Annotated in this window: 23 protein-coding genes and 1 riboswitch; of the genes, 5 read left to right on the top strand and 18 right to left on the bottom strand. The window is 63.0% G+C overall.

Annotation, left to right across the window (positions count from 1 at the left end; translation table 11 throughout):
* Positions 1 to 7: 7 nt before the first annotated feature.
* The 14 genes from mgtE to BN1136_RS08335 form a co-directional block, all read right to left on the bottom strand.
* Positions 8 to 1,351 carry a magnesium transporter gene (gene mgtE / locus BN1136_RS08400; protein ID WP_043759409.1) on the bottom strand — a complete coding sequence of 448 codons (1,344 nt, stop codon included), beginning with the start codon at positions 1,349 to 1,351 and terminating at the stop codon, positions 8 to 10.
* A 123-nt stretch (positions 1,352 to 1,474) separates the two neighbouring features.
* A riboswitch (M-box (ykoK) riboswitch) is annotated at positions 1,475 to 1,644 on the bottom strand.
* Between the two features lie 176 nt (positions 1,645 to 1,820).
* The gene (gene flgL, locus BN1136_RS08395; protein WP_043759407.1) at positions 1,821 to 3,032 is read right to left on the bottom strand and encodes a flagellar hook-associated protein FlgL; all 1,212 of its coding nucleotides are present in this window, start codon (positions 3,030 to 3,032) and stop codon (positions 1,821 to 1,823) included.
* Positions 3,033 to 3,035: 3 nt separating this feature from the next.
* The gene (locus BN1136_RS08390; protein WP_043759399.1) at positions 3,036 to 5,024 is read right to left on the bottom strand and encodes a FlgK family flagellar hook-associated protein; all 1,989 of its coding nucleotides are present in this window, start codon (positions 5,022 to 5,024) and stop codon (positions 3,036 to 3,038) included.
* Between the two features lie 3 nt (positions 5,025 to 5,027).
* Entirely contained in the window at positions 5,028 to 6,134 is a 1,107-nt protein-coding gene (flgJ, locus tag BN1136_RS08385) for a flagellar assembly peptidoglycan hydrolase FlgJ (RefSeq protein ID WP_043759397.1), read from the bottom strand.
* 45 nt (positions 6,135 to 6,179) lie between these two features.
* Positions 6,180 to 7,277 (bottom strand): flagellar basal body P-ring protein FlgI, encoded by a 1,098-nt coding sequence (locus tag BN1136_RS08380; RefSeq protein ID WP_043759395.1) that lies wholly within the window; start codon positions 7,275 to 7,277, stop codon positions 6,180 to 6,182.
* Positions 7,278 to 7,337: 60 nt separating this feature from the next.
* A complete protein-coding gene (gene flgH / locus BN1136_RS08375) occupies positions 7,338 to 8,009 on the bottom strand; it encodes a flagellar basal body L-ring protein FlgH (protein WP_043759393.1) in 672 nt (223 codons plus the stop codon).
* A 14-nt stretch (positions 8,010 to 8,023) separates the two neighbouring features.
* Positions 8,024 to 8,812 carry a flagellar basal-body rod protein FlgG gene (gene flgG, locus BN1136_RS08370; protein ID WP_005329779.1) on the bottom strand — a complete coding sequence of 263 codons (789 nt, stop codon included), beginning with the start codon at positions 8,810 to 8,812 and terminating at the stop codon, positions 8,024 to 8,026.
* A 14-nt stretch (positions 8,813 to 8,826) separates the two neighbouring features.
* The gene (gene flgF, locus BN1136_RS08365) at positions 8,827 to 9,573 is read right to left on the bottom strand and encodes a flagellar basal-body rod protein FlgF (protein WP_043759391.1); all 747 of its coding nucleotides are present in this window, start codon (positions 9,571 to 9,573) and stop codon (positions 8,827 to 8,829) included.
* 146 nt (positions 9,574 to 9,719) lie between these two features.
* Complete coding sequence (flgE, locus tag BN1136_RS08360; protein ID WP_043759388.1) at positions 9,720 to 11,078, bottom strand: flagellar hook protein FlgE; 1,359 nt, start codon at positions 11,076 to 11,078, stop codon at positions 9,720 to 9,722.
* Positions 11,079 to 11,088: 10 nt separating this feature from the next.
* Positions 11,089 to 11,826 carry a flagellar hook assembly protein FlgD gene (locus BN1136_RS08355; protein ID WP_043759387.1) on the bottom strand — a complete coding sequence of 246 codons (738 nt, stop codon included), beginning with the start codon at positions 11,824 to 11,826 and terminating at the stop codon, positions 11,089 to 11,091.
* Positions 11,827 to 11,916: 90 nt separating this feature from the next.
* Positions 11,917 to 12,336, bottom strand: a complete 420-nt coding sequence (gene flgC, locus BN1136_RS08350) for a flagellar basal body rod protein FlgC (RefSeq protein ID WP_005329775.1) — start codon at positions 12,334 to 12,336, stop codon at positions 11,917 to 11,919.
* The gene (gene flgB / locus BN1136_RS08345; RefSeq protein WP_043759386.1) at positions 12,333 to 12,734 is read right to left on the bottom strand and encodes a flagellar basal body rod protein FlgB; all 402 of its coding nucleotides are present in this window, start codon (positions 12,732 to 12,734) and stop codon (positions 12,333 to 12,335) included. Before flgB ends, flgC begins: the two co-directional genes overlap by 4 nt.
* A 64-nt stretch (positions 12,735 to 12,798) precedes the next feature.
* Positions 12,799 to 13,623, bottom strand: a complete 825-nt coding sequence (locus tag BN1136_RS08340) for a CheR family methyltransferase (protein ID WP_043759385.1) — start codon at positions 13,621 to 13,623, stop codon at positions 12,799 to 12,801.
* A 17-nt stretch (positions 13,624 to 13,640) separates the two neighbouring features.
* Positions 13,641 to 14,552 (bottom strand): chemotaxis protein CheV, encoded by a 912-nt coding sequence (locus BN1136_RS08335; protein ID WP_043759384.1) that lies wholly within the window; start codon positions 14,550 to 14,552, stop codon positions 13,641 to 13,643.
* Positions 14,553 to 14,786: 234 nt separating this feature from the next.
* Between BN1136_RS08335 and flgA the strand changes: the two genes are divergently transcribed.
* The 3 genes from flgA (at position 14,787) to BN1136_RS08320 (ending at position 16,217) form a co-directional block, all read left to right on the top strand.
* A complete protein-coding gene (gene flgA / locus BN1136_RS08330) occupies positions 14,787 to 15,392 on the top strand; it encodes a flagellar basal body P-ring formation chaperone FlgA (RefSeq protein ID WP_043759599.1) in 606 nt (201 codons plus the stop codon).
* A 91-nt stretch (positions 15,393 to 15,483) separates the two neighbouring features.
* Positions 15,484 to 15,804 (top strand): flagellar biosynthesis anti-sigma factor FlgM, encoded by a 321-nt coding sequence (flgM, locus tag BN1136_RS08325; RefSeq protein ID WP_043759383.1) that lies wholly within the window; start codon positions 15,484 to 15,486, stop codon positions 15,802 to 15,804.
* Entirely contained in the window at positions 15,801 to 16,217 is a 417-nt protein-coding gene (locus BN1136_RS08320) for a flagella synthesis protein FlgN (RefSeq protein WP_043808356.1), read from the top strand. Before flgM ends, BN1136_RS08320 begins: the two co-directional genes overlap by 4 nt.
* A 55-nt stretch (positions 16,218 to 16,272) precedes the next feature.
* Here BN1136_RS08320 and yfcE read toward each other — a convergent pair whose 3' ends face one another.
* Positions 16,273 to 16,815: a phosphodiesterase gene (gene yfcE / locus BN1136_RS08315; RefSeq protein ID WP_043759382.1), complete on the bottom strand. Its 543-nt coding sequence runs from the start codon at positions 16,813 to 16,815 to the stop codon at positions 16,273 to 16,275.
* 10 nt (positions 16,816 to 16,825) lie between these two features.
* Complete coding sequence (locus tag BN1136_RS08310; RefSeq protein ID WP_043759380.1) at positions 16,826 to 18,463, bottom strand: peptide ABC transporter substrate-binding protein; 1,638 nt, start codon at positions 18,461 to 18,463, stop codon at positions 16,826 to 16,828.
* 281 nt (positions 18,464 to 18,744) lie between these two features.
* Here BN1136_RS08310 and BN1136_RS08305 point away from each other — a divergent pair, with 281 nt between their 5' ends.
* Entirely contained in the window at positions 18,745 to 19,644 is a 900-nt protein-coding gene (locus tag BN1136_RS08305) for a DMT family transporter (RefSeq protein WP_043759379.1), read from the top strand.
* Positions 19,645 to 19,767: 123 nt separating this feature from the next.
* Here BN1136_RS08305 and rsuA read toward each other — a convergent pair whose 3' ends face one another.
* Positions 19,768 to 20,460 carry a 16S rRNA pseudouridine(516) synthase RsuA gene (rsuA, locus tag BN1136_RS08300; protein ID WP_043759378.1) on the bottom strand — a complete coding sequence of 231 codons (693 nt, stop codon included), beginning with the start codon at positions 20,458 to 20,460 and terminating at the stop codon, positions 19,768 to 19,770.
* Positions 20,461 to 20,631: 171 nt separating this feature from the next.
* Between rsuA and BN1136_RS08295 the strand changes: the two genes are divergently transcribed.
* On the top strand, positions 20,632 to 21,822 hold the full coding sequence (locus BN1136_RS08295) for a cyclic di-GMP phosphodiesterase (RefSeq protein ID WP_043759377.1): 1,191 nt from the start codon (positions 20,632 to 20,634) through the stop codon (positions 21,820 to 21,822).
* Here BN1136_RS08295 and BN1136_RS08290 read toward each other — a convergent pair.
* Positions 21,819 to 22,007: a hypothetical protein gene (locus tag BN1136_RS08290; RefSeq protein WP_042076666.1), complete on the bottom strand. Its 189-nt coding sequence runs from the start codon at positions 22,005 to 22,007 to the stop codon at positions 21,819 to 21,821. The two genes, BN1136_RS08295 and BN1136_RS08290, sit on opposite strands and share 4 nt — an antisense overlap.
* Positions 22,008 to 22,065: the final 58 nt, after the last annotated feature.

The following is a 22,065-nucleotide window of genomic DNA, read 5'->3' as shown; positions in this document are numbered from 1 at the left end:
GCCTGTCTCACTGCAGGTCCGGCAGGATCAGCTTGGCTATCTCGAAGTAGATGATGAGGCCGGTGCCGTCCACCAGGGTGGCGATGAAGGGGGCCGAGACCACCGCCGGGTCGATGCGCAGACGGCGCAGCACCATGGGGATCACCGAGGCGACGGTGGCACTCCACAGCACGATGGCGACGATGGTCAGGGTCACGACCATGCCGATCTCGGGCCCCACCCCCAGGCTCCAGGCTCTCACCCAGGCGGCCAGGGCAATGGCCGCCGAGATGAGCAGGCCGGTGGAGAGCTCTTTTTTGAGCACGGTGCCGAGGTTTTTCAGGCTCACCTCCCCCACCGCCATGGCCCGCACTATGGTGGTGGTGATCTGGGTGCCGCTGTTGCCGCCGGTCCCGATCAAGAGCGGAATGAAGAAGGCGAGCGCGATGGCCGCCTCCAGCTGCTCCTCGAACGCCCGCAGCACCGTGCCCGTGTAAGCCTCCGCCACGAACAGGATGAGCAGCCAGCCCACCCGCTTTCGCCATAGCTGCCAGGGGGTCGCCTGCAGGTAGGGCGTGTCCAGCGGCGAGGATCCCCCCTGCAACTCCGCATCCTCGGTGGATTCGAGCTCCAGGATGTCGGCGGCATCGTCCACATGGAAGACCCCCACCAGACGTCCCTGATCTTCCACCGGCAGGATGGAGAGGTCGCGATCGATCAGCAGGCGGGCAGCCAGCTCCTGATCCGCCCGGGCATTGATGCGCACCGTCTCCCTGTCCATCAGCTCCCCCACCCCCTGCCGGGGATCGGCGATCAGCAGCGACTTGAGGGAGACGTGGCCCAGCAGGCGCCCCTCGTCGTCCACCACATAGAGGTGCCCGAACAGCCGGGCCTGATCCCAGGCGCCGTGGATCAGCTGCCTGGCGCTCTCCACCGTCGCCCCCTCTGTCACAGAAAGGTATTCATGACGCATGTTGGCCCCCACCGACTCGCCCGGCCAGGCCAGCAGCGACAGGAAGATGCGCCTTGCCGGATCGGGCAGACGGGCGAGCAGGGTCTTGCGATCGTGCTCATCGAGCCTGCGCAGCATGGTCAGCAGGTCGCGACGAGCGATAGCGCCCTGCAGGACCCCGACGATGCTGCCATGGAGCCTGAGCAGCAGCTGGCCCGCACACGCCGCAGGCAGGGAGCCTAGCAAGGCCGCTCCTTCGCGCTCGGGCAGGGTATCGAAGATGCAGTTGAGCTCTTCCGGACGCAGGACCAGAAGCTGATCGGCGCGGGCCACCGGATCCTGGTTGTGTGCAAGCCAACCCCGCAGGGCGGCAGGGTCGAGCAGTTGATGACGGTTGAGCAGGGTGTGTGTTTTCTTCATCACAGATGTCCTCATGTGATCCCGGGTCGGGCCCGGGAGCAGCCGGTCATACCGGCTGCCGTTTGCAAGAAAACAGCAATTTGATTGACGAGTAACAGGCAGGAAATGACGCCGTCCGGCGTGTTTTCATCCCCACGTACCAGCTTTAGCACTGCATAACGTATCCGGCATACCGGAAGCCACTTGGGTTGACACCTTAATCCGATGAAAACTGTCCTGATCTTGGGCGTCTCTGGACGTCGTGAGATCAGTGGCCTGTGTTTATGCAGGAGCCTCGCCTAACGAGATGCTGCGAATGATGCGCACGGCGTGCCGTGCGGTCGGCATCATCGGCGCCCGGGCCTATGACGTCAAGGCGGTTCGGCCCCTGGCAACGGGTTGTTACAATTTGGGCTGGAGGCTGGCTGGGGATGAAAAGTGTGCTCCCCCGGGCCAGGGCCACGAGGGAGCGGGCGGTCAACGGCAGATATCAGCGGATATAGTCGAACAGGGTCAGCTTGCTTATCTTGCTGAAGGCGAGCTGGGAGGCGCTCATGGCCGCATCCTCCTTGGAGAGGGTCGCGATCACCTCGTACATGTCGGCCTCCGAGACCTTGGCCCGCGCCTGCTGGTTCAGGGTGCTTAGCCCGTCATTGGAACTCATCACCTGTTCCAGGCTGTTGAGCCGGCTGCCCACCTCCCCCTGCGCCCTGTCCACCTTGGTTCTGGCGTTATTCATATGGGTCGTCGCATCGGCCACCGCCAACTGGAAGTCGCTTGCCGGGAGCGCGGGGTCGCGCAGGGCCGAGATGAAGTCGGACATGCCATTGAGCACGTTGTCGTTTTTCGGGGTGTCCAGCGCGAAGGTCTGGTTCGCCCCCCCGGCTGGCAGGTCCAGGGTCAGCTCCAGCCCGTTGAAGGCTATCTTGTTGCCCGCCACATAGTCGCCGCTCTGCAGCAGGTTGCCGCCGCCGTCCGTGATCTCGTAGGTATCCGGCGGGCCCGCCAGGGTGCTCACCGTGTACTGGTTGTTGGCCGGCGTGGCCGGGTCGTAGTTGTTGCGATAGAAGCTCTCGAAGTTCCCCTGATCCCCGATCCCCACCTGGATGTTGGCGCTGGCAGCGCTGGCGGTGCGCCGGGTGGCCACCGTCTCGAACAGATCGAAGCCGGAGTCGTTGGCCGGGACCTTGACCGTGGGAGAGACCTGGATGCTGCGCTGGCCCGTGTCCCCCTGGAACACATAGTTGCCGCTGGCGTCCTTGACGAAGGGCTGGGTCTTGCTCTGGTTGCCGCCGAAGATGAACTCCCCCTGGGAGTTCTTGCTGTTCATCAGATCGAACATCTGTTTTTGCAGCCCCTCCAGCTCGCTTGCGATGGCGCTGCGCTCTTCGGCGCCCATGGCGGAGTTGTTCGCCTTCTGGATCAGGGTCTGGGCGCTCAGCATGGCGCTGTTGAGGGAGGTGAGCACCGTATCCTCGTGGCCCAGGCTGTTCTCCAGCAGGCTGCCATTGACGCCGTACTGCTTGAAGAGGTCGATCTCCTTGGTGAGCGCCATCTTCTGGCTCATGCCGGAGGGATCCTCGCCGGAGCGGGTGAACTTGTCCCCCGTCATCAGCTGGTTGTAGGCCGTGTTCTGGCGTTCGCTGACCTTGCTCATGGTGGCCAGGTTGCGGTCATAGATCATGTTGGTGGTGATGCGCATGACTTACCTCACGGAGGAGAGCAGGGTGTCGAAGATGGTCTTGGCGGTGTTCACTATCTGGGCAGAGGCCGCATAGGACTGCTGGAAGCGGATGAGGTTGGCCGCCTCCTCCTCCAGGTTGACCCCGGAGACGCTCTCGTAGATGCCGGTGCTCTGGGTCAGCTTCGCCTCGTTGGCCTCCAGCAGGGTCTTGGCCTGGCTGGTCTTGTTGCCAATCCCGCTCACCAGCCCGGAGTAGGCATCGTTGAAGGTCATCTTGTCGTTGCTGGTGGCGGCATTGTTGTTCTTGCGCACCAGCTCCTTGTTCTGCAGCTCCGCCAGCGCCAGGCCGTTGGCGTTGTCGGCGAAGCCGTCCTTGTTGTAGCTCAGGGTGAAGCTGTCATTGGCCTCCACCTTGCCGGTGATGCTGAAGTCGTAGCCCGGGGTCAGGGCCGGTACTATAGGGGTGCCGAGCGGCATCTCCAGGGCGGACATCAGGTTCTGCCCCTTGGTGGAAGCCGGCGCCACCCCGAGCAGGTTGTTGTTCTTGTCGTAGACCTCGTAATTGCCGCTGCCGTCGATCTTGATGACCTGGGGTGCGCTCGGGTCCAGGGTGTTGGTGCCAAAGCCCGACCCCGTCCCCGTGTTGTAGAGGCTGCTGATGGTGATCTCGCCCGAGCCCAGGTTCTGGGCGTTCTTGTCCGCCTTGATGGGGGACGCCAGCGCGATGTCCTCGGGCCGGGTGATGGCGGCCTCGAGGCCGGCAGCGGCATGTTTGGTGGGTTGCAGCACTATCTTGTCGCCGGCCACCGGGGCGCCGGAAAGCTCTATCTCGATGCCGTGCCCCGCCACCTCGAACTTGGCGGGCGGAGTGGTGCCGGTCGCCACCGAGGTGCGCTGGCCACTGGCATCGATGGAGAAGACCTCATAGCCGGTGGGGCCGTTGAACTGCACCTCGTAGTCGAAGGTGGTCACCTCGCTGCCCTTGCCGGGCACGAAGTTCACGCTGGCGGCGCCACTGCCCTGGTTGCCGGCATACGGCAACCCCTGGCTCCCCTCGAGGGTAAAAAGATCCCCTCCCAGCTCGTTGTCCAGATCCATCCCCAGCCGGTTCTGCTGGTTCATGGCGTCCCCCAGGGCGACGGCCAGCTGCCCCAGCTCCCGCTTGGTCGGCTCCAGATCCCGGCGCGCGGTGAAGAGGCCGCCTATGGTCCCCCCCATGTCCTTGTCGCTGATGGTGGCCTTGTTGGCCCCCAGGGTCAGCTGCAACGTCGCATCCCGGGAGTCAGGGTTGCCCGCTACCACCTTGAACTGGGCCACGCCACCGTCCAGCACCAGGGAGTGCCCGGTGCTCATGTTGACCAGCATGCTGCCGTTGGGCTGGGTCACGGTGCGGATCTCCATCTTCTCCGAGAGCTGGCGGATGGCCTCGTCCCGCTGATCGAACAGCATCAGGCTCTCTTCCGGCGAGCCCTGGGTGCGGATGATGGCCTGGTTCAGATCGTTGATGCTGTTCAGCAGGCTGTTCACCCTGTCCGTCTCGTCGCCTATGGTGGCATTGATGGTGTCGCTCTGCTTGTCGAGCTGGGCGGAGAGGGTATGGAACCTGTCCACCATGCCGTTGAGTTCGCTCAATGTGGTCTTGCGCCCCCCGATCTCGGCGGGCGACTCGTTGGCGGTATGGAAGGCCTTGAAATAGGAGGTGATCGTGGTGCCCACGCTGTTGCTGCTGTCACCGAGCAGGCTGTCGAGCTGGAAGAGCTGATCGTAGCGCGCCCCTGAGGCGTGGTAGGCGGAGGTGTCCCGGCGCATCTCGGCCTGGGCATAGGCGTTGATGACGCGCTCGCTCACCATGTCCCCCGTCCCCAATCCGATGGAATTGGTGTATATCAGGGTGCGTTCACGTACATAGCCCTGGCTATTGACGTTGACGATGTTGTTACTGGTGGTCTGCAGCAGCCGCTGCTGGGCCAATACACCCGATGTCCCGATTCCAAGCAGATCGCTTGCCATAGCTTACAGCTCCATCTCTGTGTTCCTGGTCGCAGCGTTGCCGGGCGCCGAGTAGCCGGCGATGGCATCGCTGCGCAACACTTGTTTAAGTTTGTTGGCGTACTGGGGGTCGGTGGCATACCCGGCCTGCTGCAGTGCCTCGAAATAGCGGTCAGGGCTGTCGACCTTGGCCAGGGCCCCCTTGTAGCGGGTGCCCGAGGTCAGGAAGTCCACGTAGTCGTTGAAGCTCTCCTCGAACGACTCGTAGGAACGAAACGCCGCCTTCTGACGCGACGCCACCCCTTGTTCATACTCCAGAGTGCTCACCACGGCCTTGGGCCCTTCCCAGCGTGGATCGGCCTTGATGCCGAACAGGTTGTGGGTTATCTGCCCCTCCCCGTCCTTGATCACCCGCTTGCCCCAACCGCTCTCCAGGGCCGCCTGGGCCACCAGCACCGCCGGACTCAGCCCCAGTTTGTCCGCCGCCTTCTTGGCGAGCGGCATCAGCCTGTCGACGAACTCTTCCGGACTGTCGAACACCTTGGCACTGCCATCCAGGGCCGGCGCCCGCTGGATACTGCCCATGGGCGGCACGGTGCGGTGAGGGCGACGAGGCGGGGCCAGCCGGGACTCACCCCCATTCATCTCGCTCTTCATTTCGTTATCAGCAAAATCTTTGCCAACTTTGGAGGCCGCGATCAGATCGTTGGAAGCACTGGGGGGCTGATAGGGCTTGTAGACCCGCTCGGTGCGCTCGGGCAGCTTGAGCACGCGCCCATCCTGATGGGTGAAGGTCTTCTCGGGGGAGAGCTGTCTGGCCACCATCTCGGCAATGCCGAGCCCCCCTTTGCTCGACATGTCGGCAACCCGCTGCTCGTCCAGCATCCCTTCATAGAACTGGGTGTAGCTGCTGTTCATCGGGTTGCCCTCGGTCAGCACCGAGTTGGCCTGGCGCATCCCCTTGAACAGAGTCTGGGTGAAGATGGACTCGAACTGGCGAGCTGCCGCCATCAGTGCCCCCTGCTGCCCTTCCTTGCTCTGGCTCTGGCTCATGCGCCGCAGCTTGTCCAGGTTCTGGACGTCCTGCACCATGCCAAGATTGATACCGCTCTGGGTGTCGAACTCTGCCATAACTACCTCTTTGCCGCCCGTGGCAACCGCTTGCCGCTCAAGAAACTACAGAATGACCAGCTGCCCCTGGATCGCACCCGCCTGCTGCAGCGCCTCCAGGATCGCCATCAGGTCGCCCGGGGCCACCCCCACCTGGTTCACCGCCCGCACCAGATCGTCCAGGGTCGCGCCGGTATCGAACTTGAACATCCGCCCCGGATCCTGCTGCACGTTGATGGTGGAGTTGTTGGTGACCGCCGTCTGCCCGCCCGCCAGCGGATTGGGCTGGGAAACCTGCTGGTTCTCGGCAATGGTGACCGTCAGGCCGCCATGGCTGATGGCGGCCGGGCGCAACCTCACCTCGCTGCCGATGACGATGGTGCCGGTACGGGAATTGACGATGATCTTGGCGGACTCGCTCGCCGGATCCACCTCCAGGTTCTCGATGGTGGAGAGGTAGGAGACCCGCTGGGCCGGATCCCGCGGCGCGAACACCTTGATGGAGGTGGCATCCTGCGCCTGGGCGGTGTTGGGCCCCACCAGATCGTTGACCACGTCAGCCACCCGGCGGGCGGTGGTGAAGTCCGGCCGGTTCAGGTTGAAGGTGATGGTGTCCCCCTGGCTGAAGGAGTTAGGCACCTCCCGCTCCACGGTCGCCCCGTTGGCGATGCGTCCCACGGTCGGGGTGTTGATCACCACCTTGGATCCGTCCGCCCCCTCGGCCCCCAGGCCACCGACCACCAGGCTGCCCTGGGCCACCGCATAGACGCGGCCGTCCAGCCCCTTGAGGAAGGTCTGCAGCAGGGTGCCGCCCCGCAGGCTCTTCGCCTCGCCGATGGCGGAGACGGTGACGTCTATGGTCTGGCCCGGCTTGGAGAAGGGAGGCAGGTCTGCGTGGATGGCCACCGGCGCCACGTCCTTGATCTTGGGCTTGATGTTGTCCGGCACCTTGATGCCGAAGTTGTTGAGCATGGTCCTGAAGGTCTGCTCGGTGAAGGCGTTGTTCTTCTCACCCGTGCCGGGCAGACCCACCACCAGACCGTAACCGATCAGCTGGTTGCTGCGCACCCCTTCCACCGAGGCGAGATCCTTGATGCGGGACGCGTGCGCCAGCCCGAGCGGCAACAGGCAGCACAGCAGGGCAAGCAGACGGAATCGGTTCATGACATCTCCTAACAAAACCACTGTGGCCCGGATCAAACGGGTTGTCCGGGCACCTGACGCTTAGATGGGCCACCAGGGGCCATTGAAGAAGCTGGTGAGCCAGCCCTGTTCCTGGGTGTTGGCCAGATCGCCGGTCCCACCGTAATGAATGCGCGCATTCGCCACCTTCTGGGATGACACGCTGTTCTCGGAGCTGACGTCCTCCGGACGCACCAGGCCGGTGATGCGGATGTACTCGTTGCCGTTGTTGAGCATGATCCACTTCTCGCCGCGCACCAGCAGGTTGCCGTTCGGCAGCACCTTGACCACGCTGACCGAGATGTTGCCCTGCAGGCTGTTGCTCTGATCCGCCTTGGCCTGCCCCTTGAACGCACTGTTCTGGCCGATGGAGGCCGACAGATCGTAGGGCCCCGCCGTGACCGGCACGCCACCCAGGGTGACGGGGTCGAGCGCCAGCTTGTTGTCCTTGCCGCTCTGGGTGTTGGCCTTTTTCGACGCCGAGGTCGACTCCGCCAACTGGATGGTGATGATGTCACCCACCCGGTGCGCCTTGATGTCCGAGTAGATACCGTTGACCTGCTCGGGCTGGAAGATGGCCCCGGTCGGGCGCACCGACACCGGCTCCGACTCGCCGTACACGGGGGCGAACTCGGGATCGTCGGGTCTCGGGGTGTTGAGGGTACTGGTACAGCCTGCCAGCGTCAGCAGGCTCAGCATCCAGATGGCTTTCATCATGACTCTCCTAATCAGGTGCGCTGGGTAAGGAAGGACATCATCGAGTCCACCGCAGAGATGACCTTGGAGTTCATCTCGTACACCCGCTGGGCCTGGATGAGGTTCACCAGCTCCTCGGTCACGTTGACGTTGGAGGTCTCCAGCATCCCCTGTTTGATGACCCCGAGCCCGTCTGCACCGGCGGTTCCCTGGATGGGGGCGCCGCTGGACTGGGTCTCGACGAAGAGGTTCTCCCCCATGGGCTGCAAGCCGGTCGGGTTGACGAAGTCCGTGGTGTTGATCTGGCCCACCACCTGGGACTGGCCGTCCCCCTTGAGCTGCACCGAGACCTGGCCATCCTCCCCCACGGTCACGCTCTGGGCGTTCTCGGGGATCTGGATCTCCGGCTGCAGCGGATAGCCGTTGCCCGGGGTCACTATGGTGCCCTCATCGTTCAGGGTGAACTGGCCGTTGCGGGTGTAGGCCGCGCTGCCGTCCGGCAGCTGGATTTCGAAGTAGCCGCGGCCGCTGATCATCAGGTCCAGGGAGTTGTCCGTGGTCTGGACGTTGCCCTGGCTGTGGTTCTTCTGGGTGGCGACCACCTTGGCCCCCGCCCCCAGCATCAGGCCGGAGGGCAGTTCGGTGTCCGCCGAGGAGCGGCCACCGGGCTGGTTGACGTTCTGGTAGAGCAGATCCTCGAAGATGGCTCGCGCCTTCTTGTAGCCCACGGTGCTGGCGTTCGCCAGGTTGTTCGAGGTGACCGAGATGTTGGTCTGCTGGGCATCGAGGCCGGTCTTGCTGATCCAGAGTGCAGGATTCATGGTGTGCTCCTTGATTAGCTGATACGCAGCAGCTGGGTTTGGGCCTCGTCGTTCTCCTCGGCGGTCTTCATGATCTTGACCTGAGTTTCAAACTGACGTTGCAGGCGAATAAGGTTGGTCATCTCGTCGACCACGTTGACGTTGCTCCCCTCAAGGGAACCGGCGATCAGGCCCACCTCGGCAGAAGCGGCTTCCTTTTGGCCATCCTTGCGGCGAAACAGGCCATCCTGACCCTTCTCAACCGCATCCCCCGCCGGGTTGACCAGCTTGATGCGCTGGAAATCCTCCGGCAGGTTGGCGGCAGCTCCCTCGGGGCGACCGCTGATGGTGCCATCCCGATTGATCTCGATCTTCTCCATGGGCAGCGGCAGCACGATGGGCTGACCGCCGTCGTCCACTACGTTCAGACCGGTGGAGGTCTGCAGGTTGCCGGTGGCATTGAGCTGGAGGTTGCCCATGCGGGTGTAGGCTTCGCCGCCGTTGGGATCCTGCACCGCTATCCAGCCCGGCCCATCGACGGCGACGTCAAGATCCCGGCCCGTGGTCTGCAGCATGCCGTGCTGCAGGTTCTGACCCGGCCGCTCGGTCATGGCGAACACCCGCGTGGGCAGCCCTTCGCCAAACGCCTGCATGCTGCGCGCCTGCTCGAAGTCAGACTTGAAGCCGATGGTGTTGGCGTTGGCCAGGTTGTTGCCACGCACAGCCAGGCTGTTCATGTTCTCCTTGGCCCCGGACATGGCGATGTAAAGCAGGTGATCCATGGGATCCTCCGTCAAACAGATGACTCTCGCGGGAGAACTGCAAGTAGGATGCCAAGAAGAGAGAAGAGCGACGACATGGAGGAGGAAAATACGCCTGCCGCAGACGACAAGGGGCGCCGAAGCGCCCCTTGCAACCGCCAAAACACTTAGCGGATCTGCAGTATGCTCTGCTGCAGCGAGCTGTTCACTTCCAGAGAACGGGAGTTGGCCTGGAAGTTGCGCTGGGCGGTGATGAGATCCACCAGCTCTGTGGTCAAATCCACGTTGGACTGCTCCAGGGCCGACGACTTGATGGAGCCAAACGTGCCAGAGTTCGGGGTGCCCGGCAGGGCATCACCGGAGAGCAGGGACTGGCGCCAGGAGGTGTCCCCCACCTGGGTCAGCCCCTGGGAGTTGGCGAACTTGGCCATGGCCACCATGGCCACCTTGACGGTGGTGGCGTTGCTGTAAGTGGCGGAGACGATGCCATCCGCAGTGATCTCCACCTTGGTCAGCCGACCGACGGTGGAACCATCCTGGGTCAATTTGTTGACTTCGAACGGTGAAGCGTACTGAGTCACGGTGCCGAGCTTGAGCTCGATCTCCTGGGTACCGTCAGCGCCATTGGTGATGATGCCAGCCCCCGCCGCCCCCAGCTGCTCGGTCTTGATGACCGCCGGGGTAGTCGGGGTGACCATCTTGCCGGAGGCATCGAAGGTCACCCGCGCACTCAGGGGCGCCTGGCTGACGCCGGTGGCCATGGTGGTGGCCACACCACCCGCGATGTCGATGGGCTTGTCCCCTTCATAGAGGTACATGCGCCAGGCGGTGGGGTTCGCCGCCTGGGTGGAGTCTGCCGGATCTGCCTCCTTCACGAAGTACTGGGTGATGGTGTGAGGCTCCCCCAGGGAGTCGTAGACCACCACAGAGGTGGAGGAAGAGTAGGTGTCCGAATCCGTGGGATCGAACTTGGAGGCATCCGCCGCTGTGTTGCCCGCCGTCAGCGGTGAGGCGGTGGACGGCAGGTTGAAATTGGCCTCGATCTTCGACGTCTGGACCGGTTCACCGGCCCTGTCCGGGATCTGGATGGGCTTGGTCGCGTTGATGCTCACCGCCTTCGGCGTGCCGTCAGAGTTGATCTCGTACCCCTGCAGGTAACCGCCGGAGTTGCTGACCATATAGCTGTTTTCGTTGAGCTTGAAGGCACCGGAACGGGTGTAGGTGCGATCCAGGTTGGACAGACCGTCCGAGGTCACGAAGAAGCCGTTGCCCTGGATGGCGAGATCCAGCGCGTTGTTGGTGAATTGCAGCGCCCCCTGGTGGAACTGCTGCGCCACCGCCCCCGTCGCAACCCCGTTACCGACCTGGGTCTTGGCGTTGACGAAGATGGAGTTGGCGTAGACGTCAGCGAACTCGGCACGGGACTCCTTGAAGCCTGTGGTGTTGACGTTGGCAATGTTGTTCGCGGTGACGTTCAGGTCTTTTTGAGCCGCATTGATGCCGCTGAGGGCATTGTTGAATGACATGTCTTTCTCCTTAGATCACTGCGTTAGAGGTCGAAGCCGACTTGGTCGTCGTGTTGCCGGTCGTCCCGCCAATTTCCAATACATCGGTCAGATAGATGCCGCCCAGCCCCTTGAGCTTGAGGGTACTGGGGTTGGAGCTGGTGCCCAGGGTAACGCTCTCCACCTTGGCGTAGGTCAGGGCGGGGACGCTTTCCGACTTGCCGTCCACGGTGGCGTGGGCTTCTATCGAATACTTCCCGCTCTTGGCCGCGTTGCCCGACTTGTCGAGGCCATCCCACGTGAAGGCAACGTTGCCTTTCTGGTCCCCCTCGATGGAGAACTCCTTGATCACCTGACCGCTCTCGTCCTTCACCGTCACCTTGATGTTGCTGCCGCCGTCACCGGTGGCGATGACGCCGGAGAGGGTGCCCCCCTTCTCCACATAGCCAGTGTTGGAGGGGATGAGCACGTTCTGACCCACCAGGGCCGACGCCTGCAGCGCCTGGCTGGAGGTCATCAGGCTGTTGAGACTCTCCATCTGGGTGGAGAGGCTGCTGATCCCCTGTGACGTCGACATGGACGTCATCTGGGAGAGCATCTGGGCGTTGTCCACCGGCTTGAACGGGTCCTGATAGGAGAGCTGCATGGTCAGCAGCTTCAGGAAGGACTCCTGATCCAGCTCCTTCTTCTGGGTGCTGGTGCTGGCCGTGCTGGTCTGGGCCGACGTCGTCCGGTTGACACCCAGCAGGCTGTCATAGGTATCTGCCACTTATGCGTCCCCCTCTAGGGCTTGCCGGTCCGGTCGCTTGCAGATGCCGGCCTGGCTGTCATGGGTCTCTGTCATCTGGGTCCACCTCTATCAGGATTTGCCGAGGCCGAGGGTCTGTTGCAGCATCTTCTTCGCCGCATCGGCAACCTGGACGTTGGTCTGGTAACTGCGGGAGGCGGCGATCATGTCCGCCATCTCCTCCACCATGTTGACGTTGGGCTTGAAGATGAAGCCGTCCTTGTCCGCCATCGGGTGGTTCGGGTTGTACTCCTTGAGCAGGGGGGCATCGCTCTCGACGATCCCCTTCACATCCACCCCGACCGAGGCCTGCTTGTCGGACATGGCCTGATCCAGCTGGGCGGCAAAGACTGGCCGCCTGGCATGGTAAGTTTTTTCCACGCTGGAGCTGACGCTGTCTGCGTTGGCCATGTTGCTCGCCACCGTGTTGAGGCGGACGGACTGCGCGCTCATGGCGGAGCCTGCAATGTCAAAGACCTTGAACAAACTCATCCTTGCTCTCCTTTCAGTGCCTTGAGCAGGCCGCTTATCTTGCCGTTCATGAATTCGAGGGAGGCCTGGTATTCGAGGCTGTTGCGCAGAAATTCGCTGCGCTCCTGCTGCACGTCCACCGTATTGCCATCACCGGTATCCGGTTGCAGGGGGTTGCGGTACTGGGTCGACCCGGACGCATCCATCTGCAAGGCGAAGTGTTTCTCGCTGGTGGTGCTCAGCCCGAACCCTTGCCGGCTCTGGGCATCCTGCAACGCCTGGGAGAAGTCGATGTCACGGGCCTTGAAACCCGGCGTATCCGCGTTGGCGATGTTGCTGGACAACACCTCCGCACGCTTGGCGCGCACGCTCAGCGTGTACTGGTGAACACCGAATGCCTTGTCGAACGAAATTGCCATAGCACACCTCCTGCTTCACGAATGTTTAGCAAGAGGTGTGCCAAAGAGGGACTTAAAGGAGGGGTTATTTGACTTTGTAGACGATGCCGGGGTTGCAGCGGATCATCTCGAACTTGTCGGTGAGACCGGCCAGGGACTCCGAGGCCCCCAGCATCAGATAGCCGCCAGGATTGAGGCTGCTGGCGAACTGGTTGAGGATCTTGGACTTCACCTCGGGTGCAAAGTAGATGAGCACGTTGCGACAGAAGATGATGTCAAACTTGCCGAGCAGGCTGTAGCTCTCCAGCAGGTTCAGGGGACGGAAGCTGGTCAATTTTCTGACACGTTCCGAGACCCGCATCTTGTTGTCGCCACAGGGCTCGAAGAAGAGCCGCTTGCGCTCGGGGGAGAGACCGCGCGCCAGCGCCAGGCTGTCGTAGACCCCCTCCTTGCACTGGTTGAGCATGGTGGTGGAGATATCGGTCCCCACTATCTGCACTCCGCCCGGCAGGGTGCCCGGCCGCTTGACCTGCTGCTCCAGCGCCGTCATGGCGATGGAGTAAGGCTCCTGCCCGGACGAGGAGGCCGCCGACCAGATCTTGATGGGGCGACCGCTCTTGCCGAGCTCCGGGAAGATCTTGTCGCTCAGCAGCTGGAACGGGTAGCTGTCGCGAAACCACAGGGTTTCGTTGGTGGTCATGGCATCGACCACCGCCATCTTGAGTTCCCGCTCGCGCACGCTCATCGCCCGGGTGACCAGTTCAGACAGACTCTCGATACCAAACTGAGTCATCAAGGGCGACAGGCGACTCTTGACCAGATACTGTTTGTTGTCACCCAGCACTATGCCGCTCTGTTGCGCCAGAAAATTGCTGAATTGCCTGTATAAGTCGTCCGAAATTGTCTTCATGCAGTTGTTCTTCTTGATTAGAGGGCGCCTTGTACGGCCTTGGCCAGTTCATCAGGCTGGAACTTGGCGATGAAGTCGTTAGCACCAACCTTCTGCACCATAGCCTGATTGAATACCCCACTCAGGGAGGTATGCAGGATAACATGCAAATCCTTGAGTGCGGGATTGTTGCGGATCTCCGCCGTGAAGGTGTAGCCGTCCATCTCAGGCATCTCGATGTCGGAGATGACCAGGGCGAGCTGATCCTTGATGGGCCCCTGTTTGGCCATCTCCAGCAGCATGTTGAGCGCCTCCCGTCCATCCTTGGCCAGCACGCACTGCACCCCGATGGCCTCCAGCGCCCGCTGCACCTGCTTGCGCGCCACCGAGGAGTCGTCCGCCACCAGCACGGGGCGGCCGTGGGGATTGCGCTCCACGCTCGCCTCCACGATCTCCGAGCTCACCTCGGTAGAGACCGGCGAGATCTCGTTGAGAATGCGCTCCACGTCCAGGATCTCCACCAGCTCGCCATCCACTTCGGTCACCGCCGTCATGTAGTTGATGCGGCCCGCGCCCTTGGGGGGCGGCAGGATGGACTCCCAGTTCATGTTGATGATGCGCTCCACCGAATGGACCAGGAAGCCCTGAATGGATCGGTTGTACTCGGAGATGATGATGAAGCACTTGGAGAGATCCTGGATGGGACGCTTGCCCATCGCCATGCTGAGATCGATCACCGAGATGGTCTGGCCGCGAATGTGGGCCACACCGCGGATGCAGGAGTTGAGCTTGGGCATGACGGTCAAGGGAGGGCACTGCAGCACCTCACGTACCTTGAATACGTTGATGCCAAATCTTTGACGTCCGTTGAGACGAAACAGCAGTAACTCCAGCCGGTTTTGTCCCACTAACTGGGTTCGCTGGTTGACCGAGTCCAGAATACTCGCCATAAACACTCCCTAAAAATGCTTGGCACTGATCGTGCATGTTATTATCCATGCACATTGGCTTGCAGCAGACCATCGTTGTTTCCACAACCGAATTCTGGTGCAAGCATAGTTAACTACGGTGGTAGACGTGAATAACTTATCGACCGGTAAGCAGAAATGATTAATAGACTTTTCCTCATCTTACTGCCGTTTTGCAGCCTGTCTCACGCCGTGGCATCCGAGGTCACCGACTACCTGCAGGAGCAGGCGCAGGAGTTCGTGCTGGGCCAGCTGGATATGCCCCTCGACGCCCAGGCCGAGGTAAAGGCCGGTACCATTGACGAACGCCTCCCCCTGACGCGCTGCGAGGACGCGCTCACCATCTCCCTGCCGGCCAGGATGGAGGTGCGCCGCAACACCACCGTCTATCTGAAGTGCGAAGGGGAAAAGCCCTGGGATCTCTACCTGCCTGTACGGGTCAGCATCCAGAAGCCCTATGTCACGGTCGCGGCCCCGGTGGCCAAGGGCGACATACTGAGCGAGTCCATGCTGACCCTGGCCTATCAGGATCAGACCCGGATCCGGGGCGACTATCTGACCGACCCGACCGCCCTCATCGGGGTGCGCAGCAAACGTGAGCTCAAGCCCGGCCAACCCATTCGCCTCACCCAGGTCTGCGTGGTGTGCAAGGGGGATCAGGTGACCCTGGTGGCCGAAAACAGCAGCATGCAGATCAAAACCATGGCCCGTGCCTTGCAAGATGGCAGCTTCGGAGACATGATCCGGCTTGTCAACATTCGCTCGGGCAGAGCGGTGCAGGGTCAGGTCAGTGCCGTGGGGTCCGTGATCGTCACGTTCTGAGAGTACGACAGCCGCAATTTTTTTCTAAAGTTCTGACCGCCGTCACCGATATACAGGTAAGCGAACAGCAAAGCAGACGAAGGTAAACCGTATGGCTATTAACAATATCAACAACTTGGCTAACAGCCGGTTGCAAAACAACGGGACCAGTCAGGGTGTAGCCACCAAGTCCGCGACCTCGAGCGAGGGCAACCGCGCGACGACCGTCAAGAGCGACTCTGTCTCCTTGACCAGCGAGGCGCAGCAATTGCAACAGATGCAGAAGACCCTCAACACCGCCTCCACCGGTAACGAGAGCCGCGTCGAGAGCCTGAAGAAGGCCGTGGCCAGCGGGGAGTACAAGGTCAACAGCGAAGCCGTGGCCCGGAAGATGTTCAGCTTCGAAGCCGATCTGGACAAGCGACTGGGATGATGGACCTGCCTTCGCTGCTGCGCGCCCAGGACGACAACCTCTCCCAGATGCAGGGTTTGCTGGCGGAGGAGTTTGATCTGCTCAAGGCACACCGAGCCCTCGCCTTGCCGGCCCTGGCCGATCGCAAGCAGCAGCTGCTGGTGGCCATCGAGACGCTGGACAAGACCCTGGCGGAGCTGCCTGATCTGCAGCAACAGCTCGACGCCTTCCCCAGCGAGCTGCAGGCCCTGCAAGCCAAGCTGGGCGCCTGCCAGGAGCAGAACGACCTCAATGGCCGACTGCTCGAGCTCAGCATCATCTCCAATCGCAGGCTGGCCAGCTTCCTCAGCAAGCTCAGAGACAGCAATTCCCTGACCTACGATGCCAAGGGCAACACCCGCTCCGGCACCCGCTCCCTGGGGATCAAGGCCTGAGGCCTCTCGCCTTACTGCAAGGCAGGTTTATCCCCTCTTTCCCGACGTCACACCATCAGAGCACCAGCCGCATCAGGGTGGCCCCGTCCTGGCAGGCGTGGATGCTCATGACGCCATCCTCGTAACGGCCGTAGCTCGCCGCCCACTCCCCCCTCGGAAAGCAGATGGACCCCGGGTTCATCAACACCAGCTCCCCTTCTCGCTGCAATACCGGCAGATGGGTGTGGCCGCTGATGAAGAGGCTGCCCACCGGCAGGGGGACGCTATCCGGTTTATAGAGGTGGCCATGGCTGACGAACCAGCGCCGCCCGTCCACCAGCAACTGGTTGTAGGGGGCGGTGATGGGGAAGTCGAGCAGCATCTGGTCCACCTCGGAGTCGCAGTTTCCCCGCACCGCCATGATCCCGGGCGCCAGCTCGTTGAGTCGCGCCGCCACGTCGGCAGGCGCATAGCCCGCCGGCACCGGATTGCGTGGCCCGTGGTTGAGCAAATCCCCGAGCAGCAGGTAGTGATCCGGCTGCCAGGGGGCCAGTTGCGCCAGCACCTGCTCTAGGGCGGGCAGGCTGCCGTGCAGATCCGAAATGATGGCTATCTTCATCGCTCGCTCCTCATGGCTGGCCGAAGTAGAGATCCTTGGTGGCGATGGCCCCCTTCAGGTTGCGGCTCGGCAAGCCGCGCAGGAGCGGGTCCACCAGCCGCATCTGGTTGTAGTGGTAGACGGGGATGACGGGCATCTCCTCCATCAGCAGCTGCTCGGCCTGATGATAGATCCCGGCCCGGGCCGTGGCATCCAGGGTATCCGATGCTTGCTGCAACAGGCCGTCGAAGGCCGGGTTGCAGTAACCGCTCTCGTTCTGGGGATCCTGGCAACGGAAACTGCCCAGCATGGATGAGGGCTCGACATAGTCACCGAACAGGAAGGAGCGGGCGAGCATGAAATCCCCGCTGTCCTTGGCGACCTGATAGGCGTTCCACTCCATGTTGTTGAGGGCAACCTCGACCCCCAGGGGCTTCCACATGGCGGCCACCGCCAGCGCCAGTTTCTTGTGGTTCTCTGAGGTGTTGTAGGTCAGGGTCAGCTTGAGCGGACGGGCGCTGTTGTAGCCGGCCTGGGCGAGCAGCACCGAGGCCTGGGCCAGCCGGGTGGCCGGCGCCTCCAGGGCAAGGGGGGAACCCAGCTCGTCATAACCCGGCATGTCCGGCAGCAGGGACCAGGCGGGACGCTCTCCCTGGCCGCTCACCTTCTCGGTCAGCAGGCGGCGGTCGATGGCCATGGAGAGCGCCCGGCGCACCCGCACGTCCTGCAGCTCGGGGCGGTGCAGATTGAAGGTATAGAGATAGGTACCCAGCAGGGGCAGACCCCAGATCCGCTCCGGCGTCTGTGCCATGGTTTTCTGGTAATACTCCAGCGCCACCTTGTTGGTGAGCTGGATCTCCCCCGCCTCGTAGCGCAGTCGCTCCGCATGTTGGGACGCCAGCGGCAGATAGGTCACCCGCTGGATCCGGGTGTGGGCGTCATCCCAGTACTGGGGGTTGCGCTCGGCCTCGATGCGCTCGTTCGGCACCCAGCTCACCAACCGGTAGGCGCCGTTGCTCACCAGATTGCCGGGCTGGGTCCATGCCTTGCCAAACCTGGCGATGGCCTGCTCGTTGACCGGCACGAAGGGGCGCTGGCTGATGAGCTGCAGGAAGTAGGGCACGGGACGCTCCAGGGTCACCTTGAGGATGAGATCGCTCTCGGCCTCCACCCCCAGGGCCTCGGGATCCAGGGCCCCGCCATAGATGGACTGGGCATTGTTGATCCCGGTCGCCAGCAGCAGGCCGGCGGAAGGCGAGGCCAGGGCCGGGTTCAGCAACCGCCGCCAGGCGTAGACGAAGTCCCGGGCGGTGAGCGGCTCCCCGTTGGACCACTTCAGCTGGGGGCGCAGGAAGAAGCGCCACACCAGCCCGTCCTCCCGCATTTCCCAGCGCTGGGCCTGGGCGGGCACTATCCTGCCCTGCCCGTCCTCGCTCACCAGCCCCTCGAACAGGTCCACCAGCACCACCTCCCCCGGGAAACCGGAACGGATCAGGGCGGGATCGAGGGACTCGGGCTCGGCGCCGTTTCCCTTGACCAGGACCTGCCTGTCCGACAGCACGGGCGTTTGCCCCACCGTGGTCGCCTGTAGCGACGGTGCCATCATCAACCCCAACAGCAAGGGAGAGAGCCAGCGACGGGCTGGCCTGGCGGCAAAACGGTACAACATGACATCAACCTCTATTCAATTCTTTGGACTGCATGGTGTGGGGGAGGCCGGCGGCGCGCCTGAAAGCGAATGCATGAAACCGCACTTGTTATCCCCGAAGACGCCCCGTATTGTATCGGGCTTGCCCGGCAGATGGAGTCTTTCGGGCTAATTTTTTCAGGGGTTTTTATACCAGCACTGCCGCTGGCATGCCCCGTTCGCCTTGCCGGCGGCCAATCGGGCCGCCATGACGGCCGACACCGGTGTCCGTCAGGCTGATGTCTACCGTTTCAGGGGTCTGTATGGGTTACGAATGGCTGGCGCTGGCCGCCGCCAGTTTATGGGCGATCGCCGCCCTCATTTCCGTCAAACCGGCGCGTCATCTGGGGGCCTTTGCCTACAGCCGCTGGCGGATGTTCCTGGTCAGCCTGATGCTGGCCGGTGCCAGCCTCGCCACCGGGGGCTGGCAGACCCTCACCGAGAGCGCCCTTCCCCTGCTCGCCCTTTCCGGCCTCGTCGGCATCTTCGTCGGCGACACCGCCCTCTTTGCCTGCATGAACCGGCTGGGGCCCAGGCGCAGCGGCCTGTTGTTCTCCTGCCACGCGCTCTTCTCCGCCCTGCTCGGGCTCTGGCTGTTTGGCGAGCACCTCGGTGGCTGGCGCCTGCTGGGTGCCCTGCTGGTGCTGGCCGGGGTCATGCTCGCCATCCTGTTCGGGCGGCGCGGCAACAACCAGCAGAGTGAATGGGAACAGGTGCGCGGCAGCCTGGTGGTCGGTATCGCCCTCGGCCTCACCGCCGCCCTGTGCCAGAGCCTGGGGGCCATCATCGCCAAGCCGGTGATGATGAGTGGCGACGTGGACGCGGTGAGCGCCTCCGGCATCCGGATGGGCAGCGCCCTGCTGGCCCATTGTGCCCTGCGGGCGGTGCGCCTGCCGCTCGCCATGCCGCAACACCCCATCAACCGCCAGGTGCTCGGCATGATCGGCATCAACGGTTTTCTGGCGATGGCCCTGGGGATGACGCTGATCCTGGTGGCCCTGCGTCAGGGGGACGTCGGCATGGTGGCCATCCTCTCCTCCACCACCCCGGTCATCCTGCTGCCCCTGCTGTGGTGGCACTCCGGGATGCGACCCTCGCTCCCCGCCTGGACCGGCGCCCTCCTGGCCACCCTGGGCACGGCGCTGGTGCTGGGGGCGGGATAAACGAGGCGGGGGACTGCCTAGTCCCCCGCCTCATCGCTCACTCGAGCCCGCAGCACCATAGAACGCGGCCATCGCCAGGCAAACGGATCCGCATGGCCGCGTTCCCCGCGCTCTTGCACCGAATTAGAAACGGGCGATTTCGTCCTCGGTGAGTTCGCGGTATTCGCCCGGTGCCAGCTCCTCATCCAGGGCCAGATCGCCGATCTGCTCCCGATGCAGCCCGATCACCTTGTTGCCGATGGCGGCAAACATCCGCTTCACCTGGTGGTACTTGCCCTCGTGGATGGTCAGACGCGCCTCCCGCTCATCCAGGATCTCCAGCTCGGCGGGCCGGGTCTTGTCGGTCTCGTTGCGCAAGTAGACGCCGTCGGCAAACAGCGAAATGGCCTCCTCGTTCACCGGATCCGCCAACCAGACGTGATAGGTCTTGGCACACTCGTGCCGCGGCGAGGTGATGCGGTGGGACCACTGGCCGTCGTCGGTGATCAGCACCAGCCCCGTGGTGTCGAGGTCCAGACGCCCCACCACGTGCAGCTTGCCCATGGCGGGCTCATCGAGCAGATGGAAGACGGTGGCGTGATCCGGATCCTCGTTGGAGCAGACGTAGCCTTCCGGTTTGTGCAGCATGAAGTAGCGATGGGCCCGGTTCAGGGTCAGCGTGACGCCGTCAAACTCGATCTCGTTCTGCTCGTTGATGTGAAAGGCGGGCTGCTTGATCAGAACACCATCCACCAGCACCTCCCCCTGACGGATCAGCTTGCCCGCCTGGGAGCGGGTCAAGTCGGAGCAATCGCAAAGAAATTTATCGAGCCGCATGCAAAAACCTCGGAAGCCATCATGATAAGGGGCGACATTATATAGGCCGATGCTCACAACACCAGCACTAAGCGGGAAGAGTGGCGGATGGCGCCTGACGTCATCCGGCTCTGGTGTTAGACTGCCGCCAGCAGCGTGACCCCACGCCCGATACTCATTGCAGGACCGCCCATGAAGCCGACCCAGCCTCATCCCGTTATCCCCGTCAGCCGCCTGAAGCCCGGCATGTACGTGATGGCCATCACCAGCCAGACCGGTACCATGGAGATAGCCCAGACGGGGCTGGTCACTACCCGTCAACAGGTGGAGACGCTGATCCGGCGCGGCGTGCTGACGGTGCGGGTGGATCTCGCCCGCAGCAAGCTGCCCGGAAACGATCAGGCCATTGTCCCGGAGCTCACCCATGCTGCGTCCGGCGCCCAGCGGCCGGCCGGCAGCAGTGACGGGCGCGCCCTCAAGATCCGTCGCCTCTATCAGGAGGCCCGGGAGCTGCAGGGCAAGTTCATCCGCCACCTCAAGTCGGGGGAACCCATCGATATCACGCCGCTGGCCGCGGTGGCCGAGGAGATGGTGGACACCATGTTCACCCACGGAGATGCCATGCTCTGCCTGGCACGGATCCGGGCCAAGGACGCCTATCTGATGGAGCACTCCATGAACGTGGCCATCCTGCTCGCCAACTTCGGTCGCTACCTGGGGCTGGATCGCGGCGTGCTCAAGGAGCTGACTCTGGGGGGGCTGCTGCACGACGTGGGGAAGATCATGACCCCGGATGCCGTGCTCAACAAACCGGGCAAGCTGACGGACGACGAGTTCAGAGTCATGCGCGAGCACGTGGTACACAGTCACGACATCCTGATCGCGACGGCCGGCATCACCCCCACCATGCTGGAGGTGGCCGCCAACCATCACGAGCGCCTCGATGGTACCGGCTACCCGCGGCGCCTCAAGGGGGCCGAACTCTCCCTCTACACCCGCATGAGCGGCATCGTCGATGTCTACGACGCGGTGACGGCGGATCGGGTCTACAAGCAGGGGATGTCGCCGACCCAGGCGTTTCGCATCCTGCTAAAGGGCATCAACCACCACTTCGATGCCGAGCTGGTCACCAAGTTCATCAAATGCATGGGGGTCTACCCGGTCGGCACCCTGGTCATGCTCTCGAACCAGCGGCTCGCCATCGTGATGCAGCGCAACGAGCAGCAGCCACTCAAACCCGTGGTGAAGGTGATCTATCACGCGGCCCATCGCCACTACCTCGAGGTGCAGTGGCTCGACCTCGCCAGAAGCGGGGGGCAGGAGTCCATAGAGAACACGGTGGACCCGAAGGAGTTCGACATCAACCTGGCCAACTTCGTCTAGCGGACCCGGGATTCCGGGGCCTGCTCGCGGCAGTAGCGGATGAGAAACTCCTCGTCCAGCGGGGAGAGGTCAAAGCGCAGGCACGCCTCCTCGATGGCCCGGATGTCGTGCAGATGATGGTCGCTGAGCCAGCGCACGGCGCGGCGCAGATCCTCGCCATGGGGCAGCAGGGTATGATCGCTCATGGTCACCTCCGGTCAGCCATCGCTACAGGCCCGCCATATCGGGCACTCTTATGTTTAG

Origin of the sequence: Aeromonas taiwanensis, assembly GCF_000820165.1 — a bacterium.
GTDB classification, from domain to species: domain Bacteria; phylum Pseudomonadota; class Gammaproteobacteria; order Enterobacterales; family Aeromonadaceae; genus Aeromonas; species Aeromonas taiwanensis.
This window is presented reverse-complemented; position numbering and strand designations above follow the sequence as displayed.

Bases quoted from the DNA above. Each gene is read 5' to 3' on its own strand.
- mgtE (WP_043759409.1), bottom strand. From the start codon at position 1,351: ATGAAGAAAACACACACCCTGCTCAACCGTCATCAACTGCTCGACCCT.
- flgL (WP_043759407.1), bottom strand. From the start codon at position 3,032: ATGCGCATCACCACCAACATGATCTATGACCGCAACCTGGCCACCATG.
- BN1136_RS08390 (WP_043759399.1), bottom strand. From the start codon at position 5,024: ATGGCAAGCGATCTGCTTGGAATCGGGACATCGGGTGTATTGGCCCAG.
- flgJ (WP_043759397.1), bottom strand. From the start codon at position 6,134: ATGGCAGAGTTCGACACCCAGAGCGGTATCAATCTTGGCATGGTGCAG.
- BN1136_RS08380 (WP_043759395.1), bottom strand. From the start codon at position 7,277: ATGAACCGATTCCGTCTGCTTGCCCTGCTGTGCTGCCTGTTGCCGCTC.
- flgH (WP_043759393.1), bottom strand. From the start codon at position 8,009: ATGAAAGCCATCTGGATGCTGAGCCTGCTGACGCTGGCAGGCTGTACC.
- flgG (WP_005329779.1), bottom strand. From the start codon at position 8,812: ATGAATCCTGCACTCTGGATCAGCAAGACCGGCCTCGATGCCCAGCAG.
- flgF (WP_043759391.1), bottom strand. From the start codon at position 9,573: ATGGATCACCTGCTTTACATCGCCATGTCCGGGGCCAAGGAGAACATG.
- flgE (WP_043759388.1), bottom strand. From the start codon at position 11,078: ATGTCATTCAACAATGCCCTCAGCGGCATCAATGCGGCTCAAAAAGAC.
- flgC (WP_005329775.1), bottom strand. From the start codon at position 12,336: ATGAGTTTGTTCAAGGTCTTTGACATTGCAGGCTCCGCCATGAGCGCG.
- flgB (WP_043759386.1), bottom strand. From the start codon at position 12,734: ATGGCAATTTCGTTCGACAAGGCATTCGGTGTTCACCAGTACACGCTG.
- BN1136_RS08340 (WP_043759385.1), bottom strand. From the start codon at position 13,623: ATGAAGACAATTTCGGACGACTTATACAGGCAATTCAGCAATTTTCTG.
- BN1136_RS08335 (WP_043759384.1), bottom strand. From the start codon at position 14,552: ATGGCGAGTATTCTGGACTCGGTCAACCAGCGAACCCAGTTAGTGGGA.
- flgM (WP_043759383.1), top strand. From the start codon at position 15,484: ATGGCTATTAACAATATCAACAACTTGGCTAACAGCCGGTTGCAAAAC.
- BN1136_RS08320 (WP_043808356.1), top strand. From the start codon at position 15,801: ATGATGGACCTGCCTTCGCTGCTGCGCGCCCAGGACGACAACCTCTCC.
- yfcE (WP_043759382.1), bottom strand. From the start codon at position 16,815: ATGAAGATAGCCATCATTTCGGATCTGCACGGCAGCCTGCCCGCCCTA.
- BN1136_RS08310 (WP_043759380.1), bottom strand. From the start codon at position 18,463: ATGTTGTACCGTTTTGCCGCCAGGCCAGCCCGTCGCTGGCTCTCTCCC.
- BN1136_RS08305 (WP_043759379.1), top strand. From the start codon at position 18,745: ATGGGTTACGAATGGCTGGCGCTGGCCGCCGCCAGTTTATGGGCGATC.
- rsuA (WP_043759378.1), bottom strand. From the start codon at position 20,460: ATGCGGCTCGATAAATTTCTTTGCGATTGCTCCGACTTGACCCGCTCC.
- BN1136_RS08295 (WP_043759377.1), top strand. From the start codon at position 20,632: ATGAAGCCGACCCAGCCTCATCCCGTTATCCCCGTCAGCCGCCTGAAG.
- BN1136_RS08290 (WP_042076666.1), bottom strand. From the start codon at position 22,007: ATGAGCGATCATACCCTGCTGCCCCATGGCGAGGATCTGCGCCGCGCC.